This is a genomic window from Shewanella sp. LC6 (assembly GCF_006385735.2).
GTDB lineage: Bacteria > Pseudomonadota > Gammaproteobacteria > Enterobacterales > Shewanellaceae > Shewanella > Shewanella xiamenensis.
This window is the reverse complement of sequence record NZ_CP043902.1, coordinates 3084650-3101535: the sequence shown is the minus strand read 5'-3', so window position 1 is coordinate 3101535 and position 16886 is coordinate 3084650. Positions and strand designations below refer to the sequence as shown.

Sequence of the window (16886 nt, the reverse complement as noted above, 5' to 3'; positions counted from 1 at the left end):
TTTTTAAGCTTGAATTCAGACTAAAAAAATCGAGGCAAAATGCCTCGATTTTTTTTAATCATGATCTCAATAGTTTAATAAATAGTCGATAAAATGAACGATTTTTTGATTGATCTCGGCGCTGAAAAGCACTATTCCTATGGGTGAAGCTGTTGCTTCTATTTCACGTAGAACAGAGGACGCTTGCATGAAAAGACAAAAACGAGATCGTTTAGACAGAGCTTTTTCAAAAGGATTCCAAGCTGGTATTGGTGGGCGCTCTAAGGAGCTCTGTCCTTATGCAAATCTTGATTCGCGGTCACAGTGGTTAGGTGGTTGGCGTGAAGGTGTGGATGGCCGAGTTAATGGGCTATTTAATAAATAATGGCGTTTTGCTCATTAATTAAATAGCCCAGAACAAACAGAGTAATGCAGCATAATTGCCCTCAGATGAGGGCATTTTTGTCTCTATTGAATATTGCCGGGTAAAGCAGGTTAGAAGGTCGAAGTATCGCTAAATACACCGACTTTAAGGTCGGTTGCACTGTAAATTTGACGTCCATCTACTTCAAGGATGGCATCGGCAATACCCATTACTAATTTACGGTGGATGGTACGTTTGATATTGAGCTTATAAGTGACCTTTTTCGCGCCGGGTAATACTTGACCTGTAAACTTCACTTCACCCACACCTAAAGCGCGACCTTTGCCTTCAGCACCTTCCCAGCCTAGGTAAAAACCAACCAGTTGCCACATGGCATCTAAGCCTAAGCAACCCGGCATAACTGGGTCAGTGATAAAGTGGCAGTCAAAAAACCATAATTCTGGCTTAATGTCGAGTTCGGCAACAATTTCACCTTTTCCAAACTCACCACCGTTGTCATTGATGGTGATGATCCTGTCGATCATCAGCATGTTGTCTACGGGGAGGCGAGGGGAGTTTGGACCAAATAATTTCCCATGGCCACAGGCGATAAGTTCTTCTTTGTTGAAACTGTTTGCTTTATTCATTGTTTTACTACTCCAGCAATAAGAGCGCCAAGATTAGCGAACACGTGTAAGCTAAACAACTCCGATCAGCTAATTAATGTCGAAAAAATCCTAGTTTTGCGAGTAATCTCGTCATTAAGCCTATTTCTTCTTCACCGTTACCAGCTAGCTTGTCTAATCGTTGTTGCACTAGACCATATAAGGATTCTGCTGGGAAGTCATTATCTTCATCGGCAACGCCAGCGGGCATCTGCATCAATAGCTCGACCGCTTCATCCATATGTTCAATGGCATAAATATGGAACAAGCCTTTGCCTACAGCTGTAATCACTTTGGGGTGTAGATTAAGCTGTAATATATTTGACTTGGGCATAATTACACCTTGCTCACCGGTTAAGCCTCGGCGTTCACAAAGATTAAAAAAGCCTTCAATTTTTTCATTAATACCACCGATAGCTTGCACATTACCAAATTGATCCAATGCGCCTGTAATCGCCAGCGACTGAATAATCGGTTGTTCTGCAATGGCTGACATCAAGCAGCAATATTCTGCAAGCGAGGCGCTATCGCCATCGATCTCCTGATAGGATTGCTCAAATACAATATTGGCATTTAGGTGCAATGGCGCATCGCGACCAAAGATACGATATAAACAGGCTGAAAGGATCATCATACCCTTTGCATGGATATTACCGCCCAGCTCTGACTTTCTTTCAATATCTGCAACTTCACCGTCACCATAGTGTACCGTAGCGGTGATCCGTGCTGGTTCACCATAGCAGTGATCAATCGCATCGATAACCGTAAGACCATTAATTTGTCCTACCATAGCGCCCGTAGTTGGCAGATTTATGAAATTGTCATCAAAACTTTGGCTTGAAAATTCTTCAGAGCTGTTATGGCGATAATTGGCTTGCGATAGCGCACGTTCAATGCTGGCTGCATTAATTGTTGATTTACCGCGATAGACTTTTGCCTGCGCCATTAACTGCGCCAAATCTAGCATTGAGAGACTTAAGCGACGTTGATGCTCGGTTAATCTAGCACTGTGTCTAAACAGTGGCGCAAGACTGGATTGTTCTAATGTGACATCGACACTTTGTGCCACCGTTTGTAGCCAACTGGCATATTGCGCTTCTTTAAAACGGGTCAAATCCAGTTCACCCGCCAGTTCTGCCAACAGGTTAAAGTGGCGTTGAAATTGCCAATCTTCAGACCTAATTTGGCTATAGATTAAACCCGCGCCAATTAAAATAATTTTACAATTTAATGGGATTGGGCTTAGGTTGTGACTGATTTGATACTCTTTCTGTGTCAGGATTTGCAGCAGCAAATCCCATAAGCCTTCTCGTTTCCACAGGGATTCAGCGCAGATAAATATATAATGGCATTCGGCCAATGCACCCGCTTGATATTTACTGCTATTACCTGATTGCACCATACGGCCAAGTAGGTCTGAACGGCGGATATTGCCACTCAGATAGCGATAACTGACATGCTTTTCAGCAATTGAGCCTTGGTTGTCCTGCGGCGCTTCATATTGCCAATGGAATTGAATGGTTTTGTCTTCGGGGCGCTTTGCCACCAGATAAGCTGCCGGCAATGGCTCAAGCGTTTCCATTAATGCTTTGATCATTAATAGTCTATCGATGCCAGGAAAATCTGCGAGATACAGTTGTTGATCGGCAATGGCGTTATGTAACTTAAAGGCATCCAATACGCGCTCTTGACCTAAAAGCAACGCTTTATATCCTGTTGGCAATTGCGACAGGACGGGAAGATTAAATTCAGGGGCGAGTGAGGATGAAGGTATCAAGAGTGAATTCATATAAGCATTTACCGTGAAAAGTTACCGCGATTTTACCATACCGAGAGGGCAAGTCTCTTACTGTATAGGTGTTTTTATGCTGCTTTACCCAGATATTGCTGAAAATATGTTTGCTATTCGCCTGAAAATTCATCCGTCTGAACATAAGATGAGCATTTAACACAATATTCAAAAATTGCTGTTTACAAGCACCGATGATGCTTATATTATTTGCGGCGTTCGGAGGGGTGGCAGAGTGGTTTAATGCACCGGTCTTGAAAACCGGCGTGGGTTTATAGCCCACCCAGGGTTCAAATCCCTGCTCCTCCGCCATATTTCACACAAAGGCCATCAGCAATGATGGCCTTTTTGTTTATGTAATGTCAGTCAAAAAGGCCGCTAAACAATTAGCGGCCATTTTGCTTCTGGTTCCATGGTATGAGATGTTTGATTACATTGCCAAAAGGCGTATCTGCGATTGTCTTGATAATCATTATGTTCTGATATGAAGAAGTTGATTTTTAAGGTTTGGATTAACCTTCTCCTACGATCCCTATTTATACTTCATCTTTTTCATAGGAAGCCGCCACCTTAAAAAAGTGCTCGCGATTCTTTAATCTATTCAAAAGTGACTTAGGTAATGTTGTTGTCATGCCGGTTTTTAGTGAGCAGAAATAGCAACAGATCAAAAATCGCCCTGAAAGCGATGATTTCATCGCCAGGTGGATATCAAATCGCCAATCAATTCAAATAATAATAAATTTAAGTTTACAGCTTTGGGCGAGATGTATATTATCTCGCTCGTTCGGAGGGGTGGCAGAGTGGTTTAATGCACCGGTCTTGAAAACCGGCGTGGGTTTATAGCCCACCCAGGGTTCAAATCCCTGCTCCTCCGCCATATTTCACGGAAAAGCCATCAGCAATGATGGCTTTTTTGTTTATGCAATTTGAACCCGGGTTCCTCATGCTAAGCGCAGCTCCTTCACAATATTTCATGGAAAGGCCATCAGCAATGATGGCTTTTTTGTTTATGCAATTTGAACCCGGGTTCTTCATGCTAAGCGCTGCTCCAGCACAATAGTCGGCTAAAAAGCCGCTAAGCAATTAGCGGCTTTTTGCATTTACACGACTTCATTTTCGATGAGCGTTTTAAACCTGCTATATTTTGCGTCAGCTTATCAATTAGCCCAATCCTGAGCTCCACTCATACTTTCATCATACCAAGCTCTTAATTTCAAACTGCATTAATTAGCAAGTTGTTTCTTTAAATATCATCTAGTTAACAATATTCATTTTATGCTTTGCGAAATGCCATTGTTGGGCTAAATTACCCTGATAACCTATATTCCGGTTGCGGTATTCTGATTTGGCTAAACTCTCTTAGTCAGCATTGGTTAAAGGTGGATAAAGTTGATATCGATATATTTAGTTGACGATCATGAGCTGGTGAGAACTGGGATCCGCCGTATCTTAGAAGATGAGCGGGGGATCAAAGTTGTGGGTGAAGCGCCCGATGGTGAGACCGCGGTACAGTGGGCGAGACAAAATGAAGCCGACGTCATCTTAATGGACATGAATATGCCAGGTATGGGCGGACTCGAAGCGACGCGTAAGATTTTACGTTATCAACCTCATGCTAAGATTATTGTGCTAACAGTGCATACTGAAGATCCGTTCCCCAGTAAAGTGATGCAGGCGGGCGCGTCTGGTTATTTAACCAAAGGTGCGACGCCACCTGAAGTATTGCAAGCGATACGTCAGGTTTCCCGTGGGCAGCGCTATTTATCTCCTGAAATTGCCCAACAAATGGCATTGAGCCAATTCAATCCGGCCGATGAGAATCCGTTTAAAGCCTTGTCTGAGCGTGAGCTGCAAATTATGTTGATGATCACCAATGGTGAAAAGGTCAATGATATTTCTGAGCAGCTCAACTTAAGCCCCAAAACCGTTAACAGTTACCGTTACCGCTTGTTTGCGAAGCTTGGGATCAGTGGTGATGTGGAGCTGACTCGTTTAGCGATCCGCTATAAAATGTTAGATGCTGGCCATTTCTAATGGCCGCTTGTGTCAATGGTTCTAGCATTAATTAAGTGTTAGCTGTGAGTTTGAAAACGATTTATCAAGCAGTTTTGAAGATGGTAAGTAAAAGAGTGGGTGTGTAACGATGTCGACAGGTTTTAACGCCCAGAGTTTTTTACGCACGGTCTCATCCTCTGCTGGGGTTTATCGCATGTATGACGTCAAAGGTGACGTCATTTATGTGGGTAAGGCCAAAGATCTTAAAAAGCGCTTATCTTCCTATTTCCGTAAAAACCTTGGCAATGTGAAAACTCAGGCGCTGGTGTCCCATATCCATCATATTGATGTGACGCTGACCCATAGTGAGACCGATGCGCTGCTGCTTGAGAATGACTATATCAAGCAGTACATGCCCAAATACAATGTGTTACTGCGGGACGATAAGTCATACCCTTATATTTTCTTGAGCCAACACGAGCATCCACGCCTCGCATACCATCGCGGGCCGCAGCGGGAGAAGGGCCATTATTTTGGGCCTTATCCGAATGGCGGCGCGGTGCGCGAAAGTTTGCACTTGATGCAAAAGCTGTTTCCTATCCGCCAATGTGATGATCTCTATTATAAATCCCGCACTCGGCCCTGCCTGCAATACCAGTTATCCCGTTGTAGTGCGCCTTGCGTCGGCAAGGTCAGTAATGCGGAGTATGATGAGCAGGTTAAACTTGCCAGTTTGTTCCTAAAGGGAAAAGATAAACAAGTTATCAGTGAACTCGTGGCTAAGATGGAAGAGGCCGCTGAGCAGCAAGCCTATGAGCAAGCCGCGCGCTTTCGCGATCAAATTATGGCGCTGCGCCGGGTAGCTGAGCAGCAAGAAGTCTCGGGTAATACCGGCGATATGGATGTTATCGGCGTACACTATGCCTCGGGCATTGCCTGTTTTCACTTGCTATTTATCCGCGAAGGTAAAATTTTTGGTAGCCGCAGCTATTATCCAACGGTGCCCGCGCAAACGGATATCGAAGAAGTCTTACGCTCCTTCCTGCTACAGTTTTATTTAAATGCCGATATTCAACGCACTATTCCTAAGGAGGTGGTGATAAGCCATCACTTTGAAGAATTGCATGAGTTAGAGGCGGCCGTCTCTGAGGCGTTGAATAAAAAATTCAGCATTAAAACCAATGTGCGTGCTGATAGGGCGAGTTTTTTACGCCTCGCGATCACCAATGCTACCAATGCGGTTATGACGCGCCTGTCCCATAAAAACACCGTTGAACAGCGTTTTGTCTTGCTTGAGGAAATCCTCGAGCTTAATGCGCCGATTCAGCGAATGGAGTGTTTCGATATCAGCCATACCATGGGTGAGAGCACGGTAGCCTCTTGTGTGGTGTTTAACCGCGAGGGGCCACATAAGGCCGAGTATCGCCGTTACAATATCGAAGGCATTACGCCAGGCGATGATTATGCCGCGATGAAACAAGCCATTAGTCGTCGATTTGATAAAATCGATGCCAGCGGCAAAATTCCTGATATCTTATTTATCGACGGTGGTTTGGGTCAGCTGCGTATCGCGCAGCAAATAGTGGATGAGAAGTTCGTTAATTTAGATAAAGCGCCGCAACTGATTGGGGTGGCAAAGGGAGAGAGCCGTAAACCCGGGCTGGAAACCTTAATCTTTGGTGACACAGAAACGAGCTTTTCCCTTGAGGATGACTCACCCGCATTGCACCTTATTCAACATATTCGCGATGAATCGCACCGCTTTGCCATCACTGGGCATCGTAATCGCCGTCAGAAAACCCGTAACACCTCAACGCTTGAATCCATTCCGGGCATTGGCCCTAAACGCCGTAAAGCGTTACTCCAACATTTGGGCGGTTTGCAGGAAGTGAAGGGCGCGAGCGTGGCCGAGTTAGCGAAAGTGCCAGGGATCAGCATAGAAATGGCACAAACCATTCATGATGCATTGCGAGGGTGATAAAATTAAGGCAAGATTGGCGCTGCTTTTGACTAACTGGTTTGATCATGCCGTTTAACTTACCCATAGCATTAACTCTTTTTAGGCTTTTTTTACTGCCCATTTTTGTGGTGTTGTTTTATTTACCTTACAGCTGGACGCCTTTTGTTGCCGCATTTGTGTTTTGGTTGGCGGCGTTAACGGATGCATTAGACGGTTATGCGGCGCGTAAACTCAAGCAACTGACCCGTTTTGGCGCCTTCCTCGATCCCGTCGCTGATAAACTGATGGTGATCACCGCGCTCGTATTATTAGTTGACCAATACGCTGATATTTGGCTCACACTGCCAGCACTGTTTATGATTGGCCGTGAAATTGTGATTTCAGCCCTGCGGGAGTGGATGGCTGAATTAGGTAAACGCGGCACGGTTGCAGTTTCTTGGATCGGCAAATATAAAACGGCGGCGCAGATGGTGGCGATTATTGGCCTTATCTGGCAATACAATCCACTCATGATCACCGCGGCATTTGTGCTGTTATATATCGCTGCCGTATTAACGTTCTGGTCAATGATGAGTTACATTTTAGCCGCCTGGAAAGATTTAACGGCTGAATAGCACAATAAAAGATCAAAGAGATTATTTAGTGCGCAAGCAGTAAGTTATCGATAAAACAGCGGTTGACACTGCATCGTAAATAGGTAGAATGCCTCCCCGTAGACGAGAGACGAAGTGAAAACAAAATCTTAACTCTGCGTGATGCGACATTAGCTCAGTTGGTAGAGCGATACCTTGCCAAGGTATAGGTCATCGGTTCGAACCCGATATGTCGCTCCAATCTAAAATGATTGGAAAGATGGCGCGATGGCAGAATGGCTATGCTGCGGATTGCAAATCCGTCGATCTCGGTTCGACTCCGGGTCGCGCCTCCATAATTAAGATATTAATGACATGATTCCCGTCGTTAATATAAAGAGTTTGCCCGAGTGGTGGAATCGGTAGACACAAGGGATTTAAAATCCCTCGCTGGTAACAGCGTGCCAGTTCAAGTCTGGCCTCGGGTACCATTATTATAATGGTGACAGCTCAAACGAGCTGAAGCGTTAAACTTCGTTACCTATACATTGAAATATAAGTAGAAGAGCGAAGCAAAGAGTTAACAATATCAATAGAAGTGCTTACGATATTCAGAGTTTGCCCGAGTGGTGGAATCGGTAGACACAAGGGATTTAAAATCCCTCGCTGGTAACAGCGTGCCAGTTCAAGTCTGGCCTCGGGTACCATTATTCTCAGTGAATAGTAAATAAGCCTCGACATTAGTCGGGGCTTTTTTGCATCTACAGCTTTGATTATTTGGATTTGGTTTAAAGGGCCGTTTCTATCTTCTTCTCTAGAGCCACGGCTTCGCGCTTGCCACTTTTGTTACAGGCATTAGTCCTGCCTTATAACCTACAAATTCCTCAACTTTATTTCTCCACATTGAGCTTGATAGCATCAAACTGAGCTCGTGTAGGCGGCGTTTGAGCGCTAAGGCTTATTGCCAAAGTGATGTCGTTAACCTTGCCCATAAAAAAGCCCCGTGGTTTTCACGAGGCAATTTTACACATCCACAATACTACTCATTTATCGCTTGTTTTAGCGCTGTCGCCGCCTTAAAGCTTGGCTGGTTAAAGCCTGCAATCTCCATCGTCTCGCCAGTTTGCGGGTTTCGACCCGATTTAGGTAAATGATAACGTAACTCGAAGGTACCGAATTGCGGCAGGAAGACTTTCTCACCTTCGCTTAAGGCGATATGGATCTGTTGTAGGATCTGTTCGACAACAGGTTTAGTGCTGGCCTGGGACTGTTCAAGCGAAGTGGCGATACGTTGGATCAGTTGTGCTTTGTTCATTGAAACCTCTGAATTCAGTGAAAGAGCAGGAAAGGGGAGTTATAACAAGCTCGAGATTAGATTGAAAGTCTAGGTTTACCAAAGCGGCTTAACTGCTGCTTTATTGGTTAGCGGTGATTACTCACCCTTTATTTTGAAACGTAAATACGCCTCATATAAGCAGCACTAGGTAAGCAGCATTAGGGGCTAAGTTGGCCTGTAGCGTTTAGAACTAAAGTAGAAGTTAAAGGATAAAGCCTTTTAACACTGATATTTACGACTGTTTGATGTTTGACATGGTGTAATAAATGCCATTGCTTCAGCAGTGTATAAACAAAACATTAGCCACAAAGCGCCCTTGCGGGCGCTGTTAGAGGTGGAGTTAAACGTAGGAATAATAAGGGACTTGTCGCGGAGTTAAGAAAATAACGTTTCTTCCAATGTGCGTCCTTTCAGCAGCATCTTATATTGCCAATGCTGGTCCTTAAATAGGGCGAGCAGGGCGGTTTCAAACTCATAATGACGATTTGCCGTGTCATCCAATTGGATAACAAATACATGGGCTTGTTTTGAGGTGATATTCACCACACCAGCTATTTGACCTACGGCTTGGATCAGCGCTTCACTGTCGCAGCTTTCCATGGTGAGGGTGAGATAATCACTGCCGCTATTGGATGAGCGCATCGAAATCGACTGGCCCAATTCACCTTTATCTAGATACAGCACTTGGTCACAGAGCTTCTCGAGTTCGTCCAAGTTGTGTGAGCTGATCACAAAAGTGGTTGTGGGCGACAGCGTTCTGACGAGTTCACGGATTTTCTTCGCATTGGCAGGGTCGAGTCCTGCGGTAGGTTCATCTAACAACACCAGCTTAGGCGAGCCGATTAAGGCTTGGGCAATCGCCACACGTTTACTCATTCCATGGCTTAGACTCGGTGGCTTTTGCTGCGCCACCTCGGCTAAGTCCACTAAATTCAGCACTCGCTGTGCTTCTTGATTTGCCTGCTTGCTATCCATCCCTTGAAGACGCGCAAAGAAGCTTAACTGGCTGATAATAGTTAAATTGGGATCGAGCGTCGCATCCTGTGGCAGGGCGGTAATTTGCCCTAATAATGCTGGACTATTGGGTGCTTCTCCCAGAATACGAACCGAGCCTGCGCTTGGGGTGAGGTAGCCACAGAGCAGGCTAAACAGTGTAGTTTTACCTGCACCGTTAGGGCCAACTAAGGCGATGGGCGCTCCCGATTCGAGGGTTAAGTTAACGTTATTGAGCGCTTTTTTACTGCCATAGTGTTTGGACAGTCCTTGGCATTGAACGAGGATCATAGTTGACTCCTTTGGATATAAACGCGGCCAAGGAAAAGGGCGAATGCGGTTTGTAGTAGGGGAATTGGTGCGTAGGCAAAGCTATTGAGTCCATTGGTGTTGACCATGTTCGACAGTTGAGCGCCCGGCAATATCCATTGTAAACCTTCAAATAAGCGCGATTCATTACCCAATATCAGCAGTGCTATAGAGACGACCGTCCACAAAATAGTGGCCAGAACCATGGCTTGCCTTGCCGTGTTGGCATAGAGGGACAATAAAGTCATGACCGCGGTAAAGGGTAAAATCACGATAACCAAGTTGATGCCGACCAAGGCTCCCGACGTTAATGCGGGTAATAACAAGCCGATATCGCGAGTAAGTGCCAGCGCTATGGTGGCAAGGATGGTCAATAAGATCAGTAGACCTTGGATCAAGATTTGCCCCAAAAAGCGGCCGAAGAGTAGGCTGTCTTTGCTGGTTCTTAGGGTATAGAAGCGCAATGTGCCGCGGGTTTTGTCTGAGGAGAACTGATCGGCGGCAATCAAAATACTGAACATGGGAAACAGATACAGCGCAAAGCACCAGAAGATAGCCATTTCCGCCACGGGCCAGTCAAACAGCATGTTGAGAGCTTGGCTGCCTAAGAGACCGTCGATCAGATCTTTAATATTGGGCTGCATTAATAGGGTCGAAGCGCCTTGGATGGGGTAGAGCAATAGCATGCCCCACACTAATGCAAAGGCGAACAGGGCGATAATCCCGCGAAGGTTAAATAGAAATTTGCGACATTCAAAGCCAGCGATCAAAAGCATGTTATTGAATGTACTGGGAGCATTTGGTGTCATTCGCTGTCTCGTCAGTGAGTGAGCGGACAAACTCTCACCTTAGTCATCATTAAGAGTGACTACTTGCGAAAGTCGTCCGCGGCGCGGTTAGGATAAAGAAGCGATAAGCGATTCTAACTTATCTTTAAGTTCTGCCACTTGCTCTTCAAGCTGTGTGACTCTCGCTTCCAGTTGTTGTCTATCCTGCTCGTTTAGCGGGTGGGCATCTGCATTTGTGGCATTGGTGAATGACGCGGCGCTAATTTGCTCAGCACCTTGGGAGAACAGCTCAGTATAACGACATTCACGTTTACCAGGCTCCCGCGGCAGTTGAGCCAGTACGGGTTTATCCCGCTCCATCAGTTGCTTAATGCAGGCTTCCACTTCGAGCACGTCTTTAAAATCATGCAGTCTGTTGCTACGGGTGCGTAACTCTCCGGGCGTTTGTGGGCCGCGAAGCAGCAGTAAACAAACAATGGCTACCGCCGCGCTGGAAAGTTGTAACTCGCTAAATTCGGTGTTGCAGAATCTGTGCTTATATTTGACGACTCGGCTACCAAAGCCGGATTGCTCGCTGATTAAGCGCTTTTTGTTCAATGAATCAAGGGCGGCTTGTACTTGCGCTTCAGTGAGTTCTAATACAGGTTCGCGGCTGGTTTTTTGATTACAGGCGAGGGTCAGGGCATTGAGTGAAAGAGGGTATTGCTCTGGGGTGGTGACTTCTTTTTCAAGTAGGCATCCGATAACTCTGGCTTCGTGTAACGTGAGTTCCATATAAGCTCCAAAGAAAAAAGCATGACTTTGTTATAACAGAGCCATGCTTAAGATCCTAGCGCTTGTCGGTAAACTGAGTGTTTGGGCAGACTATTTGGACAAATAAACCACGAACCTTACTACAAGAGAGTGTTCAGTCCCGTGTGAGGTTGACTATTCAGCCCAATCAGTCAGCTTCAGTTAGGCGTAAACCATCATCGTCGATGCTTAACTTACTGGCTTTAAACAGGCCACCGATACTCTTTTTAAAGGCTTTTTTACTCATACCGAGTTGTTCGTAAATCACTTCGGCATCGGTTTTATCCGTTAGGGGTAAGAATCCGCCCGCTTGCTTGAGTTTTACTAAGATAATGTGCGCATTTTTATCAAGCTCTTGCTTACTGCCTTGCTGCAATACCAAATCAATTTTGCCATCGCGGCGGACTTGTTTGATAAAGCCTTTTAGCCTTTGACCAAAACGCAGTTTTTGGAACACTTCGTTTTGATAAATCACGCCCCAATGGGCATGGTTAATAATGGCTTTGTAGCCTAAATCTGTGGTGCCACCGATAAATAAGTCAACTTGTTGACCTACTTCATACTGGGCGGGAGTTTTATCGAGGAATTTATCGATTTTTGATGACGCAACAATACGCTCATCAGCTCGGTTAACGTGCACATAAACAAGGTACGAGCGACCTTCTTCAATCGGTTTATGCTGTTCACCAAAAGGTAGTAACAGATCTTTATCTAATCCCCAATCTAAAAATGCGCCAAAAGGCCCAGTGGCCACGGCTTTTAAGTAGGCAAATTCTCCTACTTGTGCCAAAGGTTTGCGGGTCGTGGCAATGACAATATCTTCGGAGTCCAGATATAAAAATACCTCTAGCCAGTCACCGACTTGGCAGTCTTTTGGGGTGGCTTTGTTGGGGAGTAACACTTGGCCAAATTCGTGGGCATTTAAATACACACCAAAACTGACTTGTTTTACTACCTCAAGTTTGCAGGTTTTTCCTATCTGTACCATGGAGCTCTCTATCTAAGGATGTCATTCGGCGGTGATTATAACCGCTTTATCCGTAAACAGCAGCTTCCAGATCGGCTTTTGCGTCGATAGTCGAAAATGAACAGTCGCGCTGAGATAAAACAATATTGCTGATGTGAGCAAATGTTATCAATTTATCTTGATTGGCTATTAAAAAATATTGAACGCACGTAGAGTAAGGTTGATGATTAACCTATTAATTTAAAATAGATAAATCTACTTGTTACCAACCATTCTGTTAATGTGGTGTTTATTATATTTTAATGAAAAATATTAAATGAGATTCTTGCTTGCATTCTGTGACATTGCGCGGTTTAATTGCGCCGTTTAACGACTTCGCTCGTTACAGACATGACAAATATTACGTGAGTTGTAATGATTTTATGGTTCACAGGTCATTCACCGTGTAACGTACAATTTATAATGGTTACATGGGGTTAAGAGGAATTGTTTAGCTAATGCACAAGCATCCATTTTTTGCTCTTTGCCTAAAAGCATCTCAATGCCAGCGCTCAATCGTTGTTCCCTATGACGATACTAGCCTTAAACATCTCACGTTAATCCGTATCAACTCTGGCCGCGAAGAAGCCAACAGTCCCCTGTTACAATAATCTCACCTAGTGTTAGGTGTGCTTGGTGATGCCTTGCCGCTTAATACCTAATGTTTATCCTTAGTGTTACCTATTGTTTATCTACTTAATCGGCACCTCGTTTTTAGAGAGAGTCATATTGAGCGGAGACGCAACGCTTTAGCTTAAGGTTTTGAGTGTTTTTTAACCTCAAAGCGCGTTATGGTTAATGCCATTGGGTGAAAGACCTATGGCGATAAAGGGGGATATAAACACCATCTTGTTATCGCCAAGGTAAAAGAGTATCGGGTTAATCCCGGTTGCGTTAAGGGAAATCGCATCAATGTCGCCTAAGCTGGGTTGATTTTGCTGCACAAATTAGGGTGAATTCATCCTAACTGTATGTCAGGTAACTATATGGTTTACCTGGGTTTGTCGAACGGGCGGTCTTGCAATGTTGCACTGACCGTTTAACCCATTTTTTTATAGACGGGCTAAATAAAAATGAATGATTGGTCTATTGATGCTGCTCGTGCTGGGTACAACGTTACCCACTGGAGCCAAGGGTTTTATGGGATCAGCGACCAAGGTGAGGTGACAGTGTCGCCGGATCCTAAGAATCCTGATCACAAGATTGGCTTAAATGAGCTAGCAAAAGACATGGTTAAAGCAGGGGTCGCTTTACCTGTATTAGTTCGTTTCCCGCAAATTCTGCACCACAGAGTGAACAGTTTGTGCCAAGCATTCGACCAAGCGATACAAAAATATGAGTATCAGGCGGACTATTTGCTGGTTTACCCCATTAAAGTAAACCAACAAAAAACTGTGGTAGAAGAGATCCTTGCGAGCCAAGCATCAAAAGAAGTTCCACAATTAGGCCTAGAAGCCGGCAGTAAGCCTGAATTAATGGCCGTACTTGCCATGGCGCAAAAAGCCAGTTCAGTGATCGTATGTAACGGTTACAAAGATAACGAATACATTCGTTTAGCCTTAATTGGTGAAAAGTTAGGCCATAAGGTCTATATCGTTTTAGAAAAACTGTCTGAGCTTAAGATGGTACTAGCTGAGTCTGAGCGTTTAGGGGTGAAACCTCGCTTAGGGTTACGTGCTCGCCTTGCATTCCAAGGAAAAGGCAAGTGGCAAGCCAGCGGTGGCGAAAAGTCTAAGTTTGGTTTATCTGCGGCGCAGATTTTGACTGTAGTTGACCAGTTAAAACAAAGCGATATGTTGGATTCGCTGCAATTACTGCACTTTCACTTAGGTTCGCAAATCGCCAATATCCGCGATATTCGTCAAGGTGTGAGCGAAGCGGCGCGTTTCTACTGTGAATTACGTGAGTTAGGGGCCAGCATTAACTGCTTCGACGTCGGCGGTGGTTTAGCGGTAGATTACGACGGCACTCGTAGCCAAAGTAATAACTCAATGAACTATGGTTTAAGCGAATACGCGAACAACATCGTAAACGTGCTTACCGATATCTGTAATGAATACGAGCAACCTATGCCACGTATTATTTCAGAATCTGGCCGTCACTTAACGGCGCACCATGCGGTACTGATCACCGATGTGATTGGCACAGAAGCTTATCAGGTTGAAGATATCCAGCCGCCAGCGGAAGAATCGCCGCAGCTGCTGCACAATATGTGGCAATCTTGGACTGAGCTGAGTGGCCGTGCCGATCAACGTGCCTTGATTGAGATTTATCATGATAGCCAAAGTGACCTGCAAGAAGCGCAATCGCTGTTTGCCTTGGGTCAATTAAGCTTGGCAGAACGTGCGTGGGCTGAGCAGGCTAACCTACGCGTATGCCATGAAGTTCAAGGTTTGTTAAGCACCAAAAACCGTTACCACAGACCGATTATTGATGAGTTAAACGAAAAGTTAGCCGATAAGTTCTTCGTTAACTTCTCATTATTCCAATCCTTACCGGATGCTTGGGGTATCGATCAGGTGTTCCCTGTGCTGCCATTGTCTGGTTTAGACAAAGCGCCAGAGCGCCGCGCTGTGATGCTGGACATCACCTGTGACTCCGACGGTATTGTGGATCAATATGTAGACGGCCAAGGGATTGAAACTACGCTACCAGTACCAGCGTGGAGTGCTGAAAGCCCGTATTTAATCGGCTTCTTTATGGTGGGGGCATATCAAGAGATTTTAGGGGATATGCACAACTTGTTTGGCGACACTAACTCGGCCGTTGTCAGCATTGAAGAAAACGGTATGACCAATATTGAATCGGTACTTGCCGGTGACACAGTCGCTGACGTATTACGCTATGTTAACTTAGATGCCGTTGACTTTATGCGGACTTACGAAGAGTTAGTCAACCAGCATATTGTTGAGGATGAACGCGCACAAATTTTAGAAGAATTACAAGTGGGCCTAAAAGGTTACACTTATTTAGAAGATTTTTCTTAATATTGAGTGTGTTAAAAAAGTCAGCCTAGGGACACTTAGGCTGACTTTTGTTTTTTATAGCCTATTATTTTTGCTAGCGAGTTGCCAAGGTGACTGTGTTGCTTTTTGCTAGCGAGTTGTAAAGGTGAGTGCGTTGCAAGGCTATCATCTTGTAAAAGCAAGCGCGGTGGTTTTATTGCGGCGCTAGTCGTGTAAAAATAGCCGCGCAAATTTGATGGGTTATCAGTCTTAAAATGCGTGCATACATTTAAGTCAGCGTTGCCAGCGAACCATGAATGACTGATATACCAATAGATTAGATGCCCAAACACAGGGATAAGATGAGGCGAACGGCTTGATGTTTTTTGAAGGCGCGGAAAAAAAGCTTGAGATCAGACTCACTTCCAATATGGCATCACTGCGCCAACGAGAGTACGGCTTTTGGTCAACCTTGGTCGCCTGTGCCAATGCGGAAATCCTGTCAATAATCCGTAATCCTGCCTGCGATGCCTATCTACTGAGTGAATCGAGCCTGTTCGTCTGGGATGATAAGATTCTGCTGCTCACCTGCGGTAATAGCACCCTGATTGAGGCGGCCTGCTACTTTATTAACGCCTTAGGGGTTGAGCACATTGCCGCGCTCTGTTATCAGCGTAAGAATGAATACCAAGCCCAGCTACAAAGCACACACTTTGCTGACGATATTGCGAAATTGCGGACCTTGATCCCCGGAAAAGCCTTTCGAGTTGGTCACTTAGATTCACATCATCACTATTTGTTTTGTACTGACAATTTGTTTTGCACTGACGGCCAACCTATGTCGTCAACGTATGATACCTGCCTTGAACTGATGATGTACCACATCCGTGGCGAGTTGGCTGATTACCTCAAGTCGCCCACACAAACCGAGCAGGGGATTTATCAACGCTTAGGATTGCAGCGAATTTTCCCTGATTTTCAATTTGATATGCACTGTTTTCAGCCCGCGGGATTTTCGTTAAATGGGATACGTGGGGCTGACTATGTTACCTTGCATATCACGCCATCGATAGGGCCGGGAGATAACTCCTACGTCAGCTTTGAGACTAATCTGGATTTAGCTGTTTATCCCTATCCCCTTGTTGCACAGATGATTAAGCTATTTATGCCCTCAAGCTGGGATCTCATCCGTTTTAACCAGTCGCTTATGACTGCTGGATTTCCTGAGCATGTATGTTTAGCGCATGGTTCAATCGTAACTGAGCAAGGCTGTCAGATTGATTTTAATCACTATCAACAGCTTCAAACTGAAGAGTTACTGCCTGTATTCCTATAATCGTTTCCCAGAATTGAGTTGGTGATTCAATGGAATAAGCGACTGCTAAAGTTGCGG

The 16886-nt window shown here is 45.0% G+C and carries 16 protein-coding genes and 6 tRNA genes; 13 read left to right on the top strand and 9 right to left on the bottom strand.

The window, feature by feature from the left end:
• The first annotated feature begins 187 nt into the window (after positions 1-187).
• Positions 188-364, top strand: a complete 177-nt coding sequence (gene rmf / locus FJD32_RS13975) for a ribosome modulation factor (RefSeq protein WP_011071969.1) — start codon at positions 188-190, stop codon at positions 362-364.
• Between the two features lie 110 nt (positions 365-474).
• On the opposite strand, the gene fabA is transcribed toward rmf, so the two are convergent.
• Both fabA and FJD32_RS13965 read right to left on the bottom strand, forming a co-directional pair.
• On the bottom strand, positions 475-990 hold the full coding sequence (fabA, locus tag FJD32_RS13970) for a bifunctional 3-hydroxydecanoyl-ACP dehydratase/trans-2-decenoyl-ACP isomerase (RefSeq protein ID WP_011071970.1): 516 nt from the start codon (positions 988-990) through the stop codon (positions 475-477).
• Positions 991-1063: 73 nt separating this feature from the next.
• Entirely contained in the window at positions 1064-2797 is a 1734-nt protein-coding gene (locus FJD32_RS13965) for an AAA family ATPase (RefSeq protein WP_140906447.1), read from the bottom strand.
• A 221-nt stretch (positions 2798-3018) separates the two neighbouring features.
• Between FJD32_RS13965 and FJD32_RS13960 the strand changes: the two genes are divergently transcribed.
• A tRNA-Ser gene (locus tag FJD32_RS13960) sits at positions 3019-3109 on the top strand.
• Between the two features lie 474 nt (positions 3110-3583).
• Positions 3584-3674 (top strand) — tRNA-Ser (locus tag FJD32_RS13955).
• On the opposite strand, the gene FJD32_RS13950 is transcribed toward FJD32_RS13955, so the two are convergent.
• A complete protein-coding gene (locus FJD32_RS13950; RefSeq protein WP_080612448.1) occupies positions 3653-3832 on the bottom strand; it encodes a hypothetical protein in 180 nt (59 codons plus the stop codon). The two genes, FJD32_RS13955 and FJD32_RS13950, sit on opposite strands and share 22 nt — an antisense overlap.
• Positions 3833-4186: 354 nt before the next feature.
• Between FJD32_RS13950 and uvrY the strand changes: the two genes are divergently transcribed.
• The 7 genes from uvrY (at position 4187) to FJD32_RS13915 (ending at position 8031) form a co-directional block, all read left to right on the top strand.
• The gene (gene uvrY, locus FJD32_RS13945) at positions 4187-4831 is read left to right on the top strand and encodes a UvrY/SirA/GacA family response regulator transcription factor (RefSeq protein WP_011622328.1); all 645 of its coding nucleotides are present in this window, start codon (positions 4187-4189) and stop codon (positions 4829-4831) included.
• 109 nt (positions 4832-4940) lie between these two features.
• The gene (gene uvrC, locus FJD32_RS13940) at positions 4941-6770 is read left to right on the top strand and encodes an excinuclease ABC subunit UvrC (protein WP_037431367.1); all 1830 of its coding nucleotides are present in this window, start codon (positions 4941-4943) and stop codon (positions 6768-6770) included.
• Between the two features lie 47 nt (positions 6771-6817).
• Complete coding sequence (gene pgsA, locus FJD32_RS13935) at positions 6818-7366, top strand: CDP-diacylglycerol--glycerol-3-phosphate 3-phosphatidyltransferase (protein WP_037417386.1); 549 nt, start codon at positions 6818-6820, stop codon at positions 7364-7366.
• A gap of 143 nt (positions 7367-7509) precedes the next feature.
• Positions 7510-7585 (top strand) — tRNA-Gly (locus FJD32_RS13930).
• 21 nt (positions 7586-7606) lie between these two features.
• Positions 7607-7680: transfer RNA gene (locus tag FJD32_RS13925), tRNA-Cys, on the top strand.
• Between the two features lie 48 nt (positions 7681-7728).
• A tRNA-Leu gene (locus FJD32_RS13920) sits at positions 7729-7815 on the top strand.
• Positions 7816-7944: 129 nt separating this feature from the next.
• Positions 7945-8031: transfer RNA gene (locus FJD32_RS13915), tRNA-Leu, on the top strand.
• Positions 8032-8363: 332 nt separating this feature from the next.
• On the opposite strand, the gene FJD32_RS13910 is transcribed toward FJD32_RS13915, so the two are convergent.
• The 5 genes from FJD32_RS13910 to FJD32_RS13890 all read right to left on the bottom strand — a co-directional run bounded on the left by FJD32_RS13910 (position 8364) and on the right by FJD32_RS13890 (position 12530).
• The gene (locus FJD32_RS13910) at positions 8364-8639 is read right to left on the bottom strand and encodes an HU family DNA-binding protein (RefSeq protein ID WP_037425710.1); all 276 of its coding nucleotides are present in this window, start codon (positions 8637-8639) and stop codon (positions 8364-8366) included.
• A 396-nt stretch (positions 8640-9035) separates the two neighbouring features.
• Positions 9036-9944 (bottom strand): ABC transporter ATP-binding protein, encoded by a 909-nt coding sequence (locus FJD32_RS13905; RefSeq protein ID WP_088585750.1) that lies wholly within the window; start codon positions 9942-9944, stop codon positions 9036-9038.
• On the bottom strand, positions 9941-10771 hold the full coding sequence (locus tag FJD32_RS13900) for an ABC transporter permease subunit (RefSeq protein ID WP_088585749.1): 831 nt from the start codon (positions 10769-10771) through the stop codon (positions 9941-9943). Before FJD32_RS13900 ends, FJD32_RS13905 begins: the two co-directional genes overlap by 4 nt.
• Positions 10772-10858: 87 nt before the next feature.
• The gene (locus FJD32_RS13895; protein ID WP_088585748.1) at positions 10859-11524 is read right to left on the bottom strand and encodes a DUF480 domain-containing protein; all 666 of its coding nucleotides are present in this window, start codon (positions 11522-11524) and stop codon (positions 10859-10861) included.
• Between the two features lie 166 nt (positions 11525-11690).
• Positions 11691-12530, bottom strand: coding sequence for a S1-like domain-containing RNA-binding protein (locus tag FJD32_RS13890; protein ID WP_037425700.1), 840 nt, complete (start codon positions 12528-12530; stop codon positions 11691-11693).
• A gap of 476 nt (positions 12531-13006) precedes the next feature.
• Between FJD32_RS13890 and FJD32_RS13885 the strand changes: the two genes are divergently transcribed.
• Positions 13007-13159, top strand: coding sequence for a hypothetical protein (locus FJD32_RS13885; protein WP_011071981.1), 153 nt, complete (start codon positions 13007-13009; stop codon positions 13157-13159).
• Between the two features lie 168 nt (positions 13160-13327).
• Here the strand turns inward: FJD32_RS13885 and FJD32_RS13880 are convergent, their stop codons facing one another.
• Entirely contained in the window at positions 13328-13492 is a 165-nt protein-coding gene (locus FJD32_RS13880; protein ID WP_156143174.1) for a hypothetical protein, read from the bottom strand.
• 129 nt (positions 13493-13621) lie between these two features.
• Between FJD32_RS13880 and speA the strand changes: the two genes are divergently transcribed.
• Together speA and FJD32_RS13870 are read left to right on the top strand one after the other, a co-directional pair.
• Positions 13622-15535: a biosynthetic arginine decarboxylase gene (gene speA / locus FJD32_RS13875; RefSeq protein ID WP_037417405.1), complete on the top strand. Its 1914-nt coding sequence runs from the start codon at positions 13622-13624 to the stop codon at positions 15533-15535.
• Between the two features lie 337 nt (positions 15536-15872).
• Positions 15873-16829: an adenosylmethionine decarboxylase gene (locus FJD32_RS13870; protein ID WP_055648216.1), complete on the top strand. Its 957-nt coding sequence runs from the start codon at positions 15873-15875 to the stop codon at positions 16827-16829.
• Positions 16830-16886 lie beyond the last annotated feature (57 nt).

Excerpts from the sequence above, each read along its gene's own strand:
- FJD32_RS13905 (WP_088585750.1), bottom strand. The coding sequence starts at position 9,944 with ATGATCCTCGTTCAATGCCAAGGACTGTCCAAACACTATGGCAGTAAA.
- FJD32_RS13870 (WP_055648216.1), top strand. The coding sequence starts at position 15,873 with ATGTTTTTTGAAGGCGCGGAAAAAAAGCTTGAGATCAGACTCACTTCC.
- rmf (WP_011071969.1), top strand. The coding sequence starts at position 188 with ATGAAAAGACAAAAACGAGATCGTTTAGACAGAGCTTTTTCAAAAGGA.
- FJD32_RS13885 (WP_011071981.1), top strand. The coding sequence starts at position 13,007 with ATGCACAAGCATCCATTTTTTGCTCTTTGCCTAAAAGCATCTCAATGC.
- pgsA (WP_037417386.1), top strand. The coding sequence starts at position 6,818 with ATGCCGTTTAACTTACCCATAGCATTAACTCTTTTTAGGCTTTTTTTA.
- FJD32_RS13895 (WP_088585748.1), bottom strand. The coding sequence starts at position 11,524 with ATGGAACTCACGTTACACGAAGCCAGAGTTATCGGATGCCTACTTGAA.
- FJD32_RS13950 (WP_080612448.1), bottom strand. The coding sequence starts at position 3,832 with ATGAAGAACCCGGGTTCAAATTGCATAAACAAAAAAGCCATCATTGCT.
- FJD32_RS13965 (WP_140906447.1), bottom strand. The coding sequence starts at position 2,797 with ATGAATTCACTCTTGATACCTTCATCCTCACTCGCCCCTGAATTTAAT.
- uvrC (WP_037431367.1), top strand. The coding sequence starts at position 4,941 with ATGTCGACAGGTTTTAACGCCCAGAGTTTTTTACGCACGGTCTCATCC.
- FJD32_RS13900 (WP_088585749.1), bottom strand. The coding sequence starts at position 10,771 with ATGACACCAAATGCTCCCAGTACATTCAATAACATGCTTTTGATCGCT.
- speA (WP_037417405.1), top strand. The coding sequence starts at position 13,622 with ATGAATGATTGGTCTATTGATGCTGCTCGTGCTGGGTACAACGTTACC.
- FJD32_RS13910 (WP_037425710.1), bottom strand. The coding sequence starts at position 8,639 with ATGAACAAAGCACAACTGATCCAACGTATCGCCACTTCGCTTGAACAG.
- FJD32_RS13890 (WP_037425700.1), bottom strand. The coding sequence starts at position 12,530 with ATGGTACAGATAGGAAAAACCTGCAAACTTGAGGTAGTAAAACAAGTC.
- fabA (WP_011071970.1), bottom strand. The coding sequence starts at position 990 with ATGAATAAAGCAAACAGTTTCAACAAAGAAGAACTTATCGCCTGTGGC.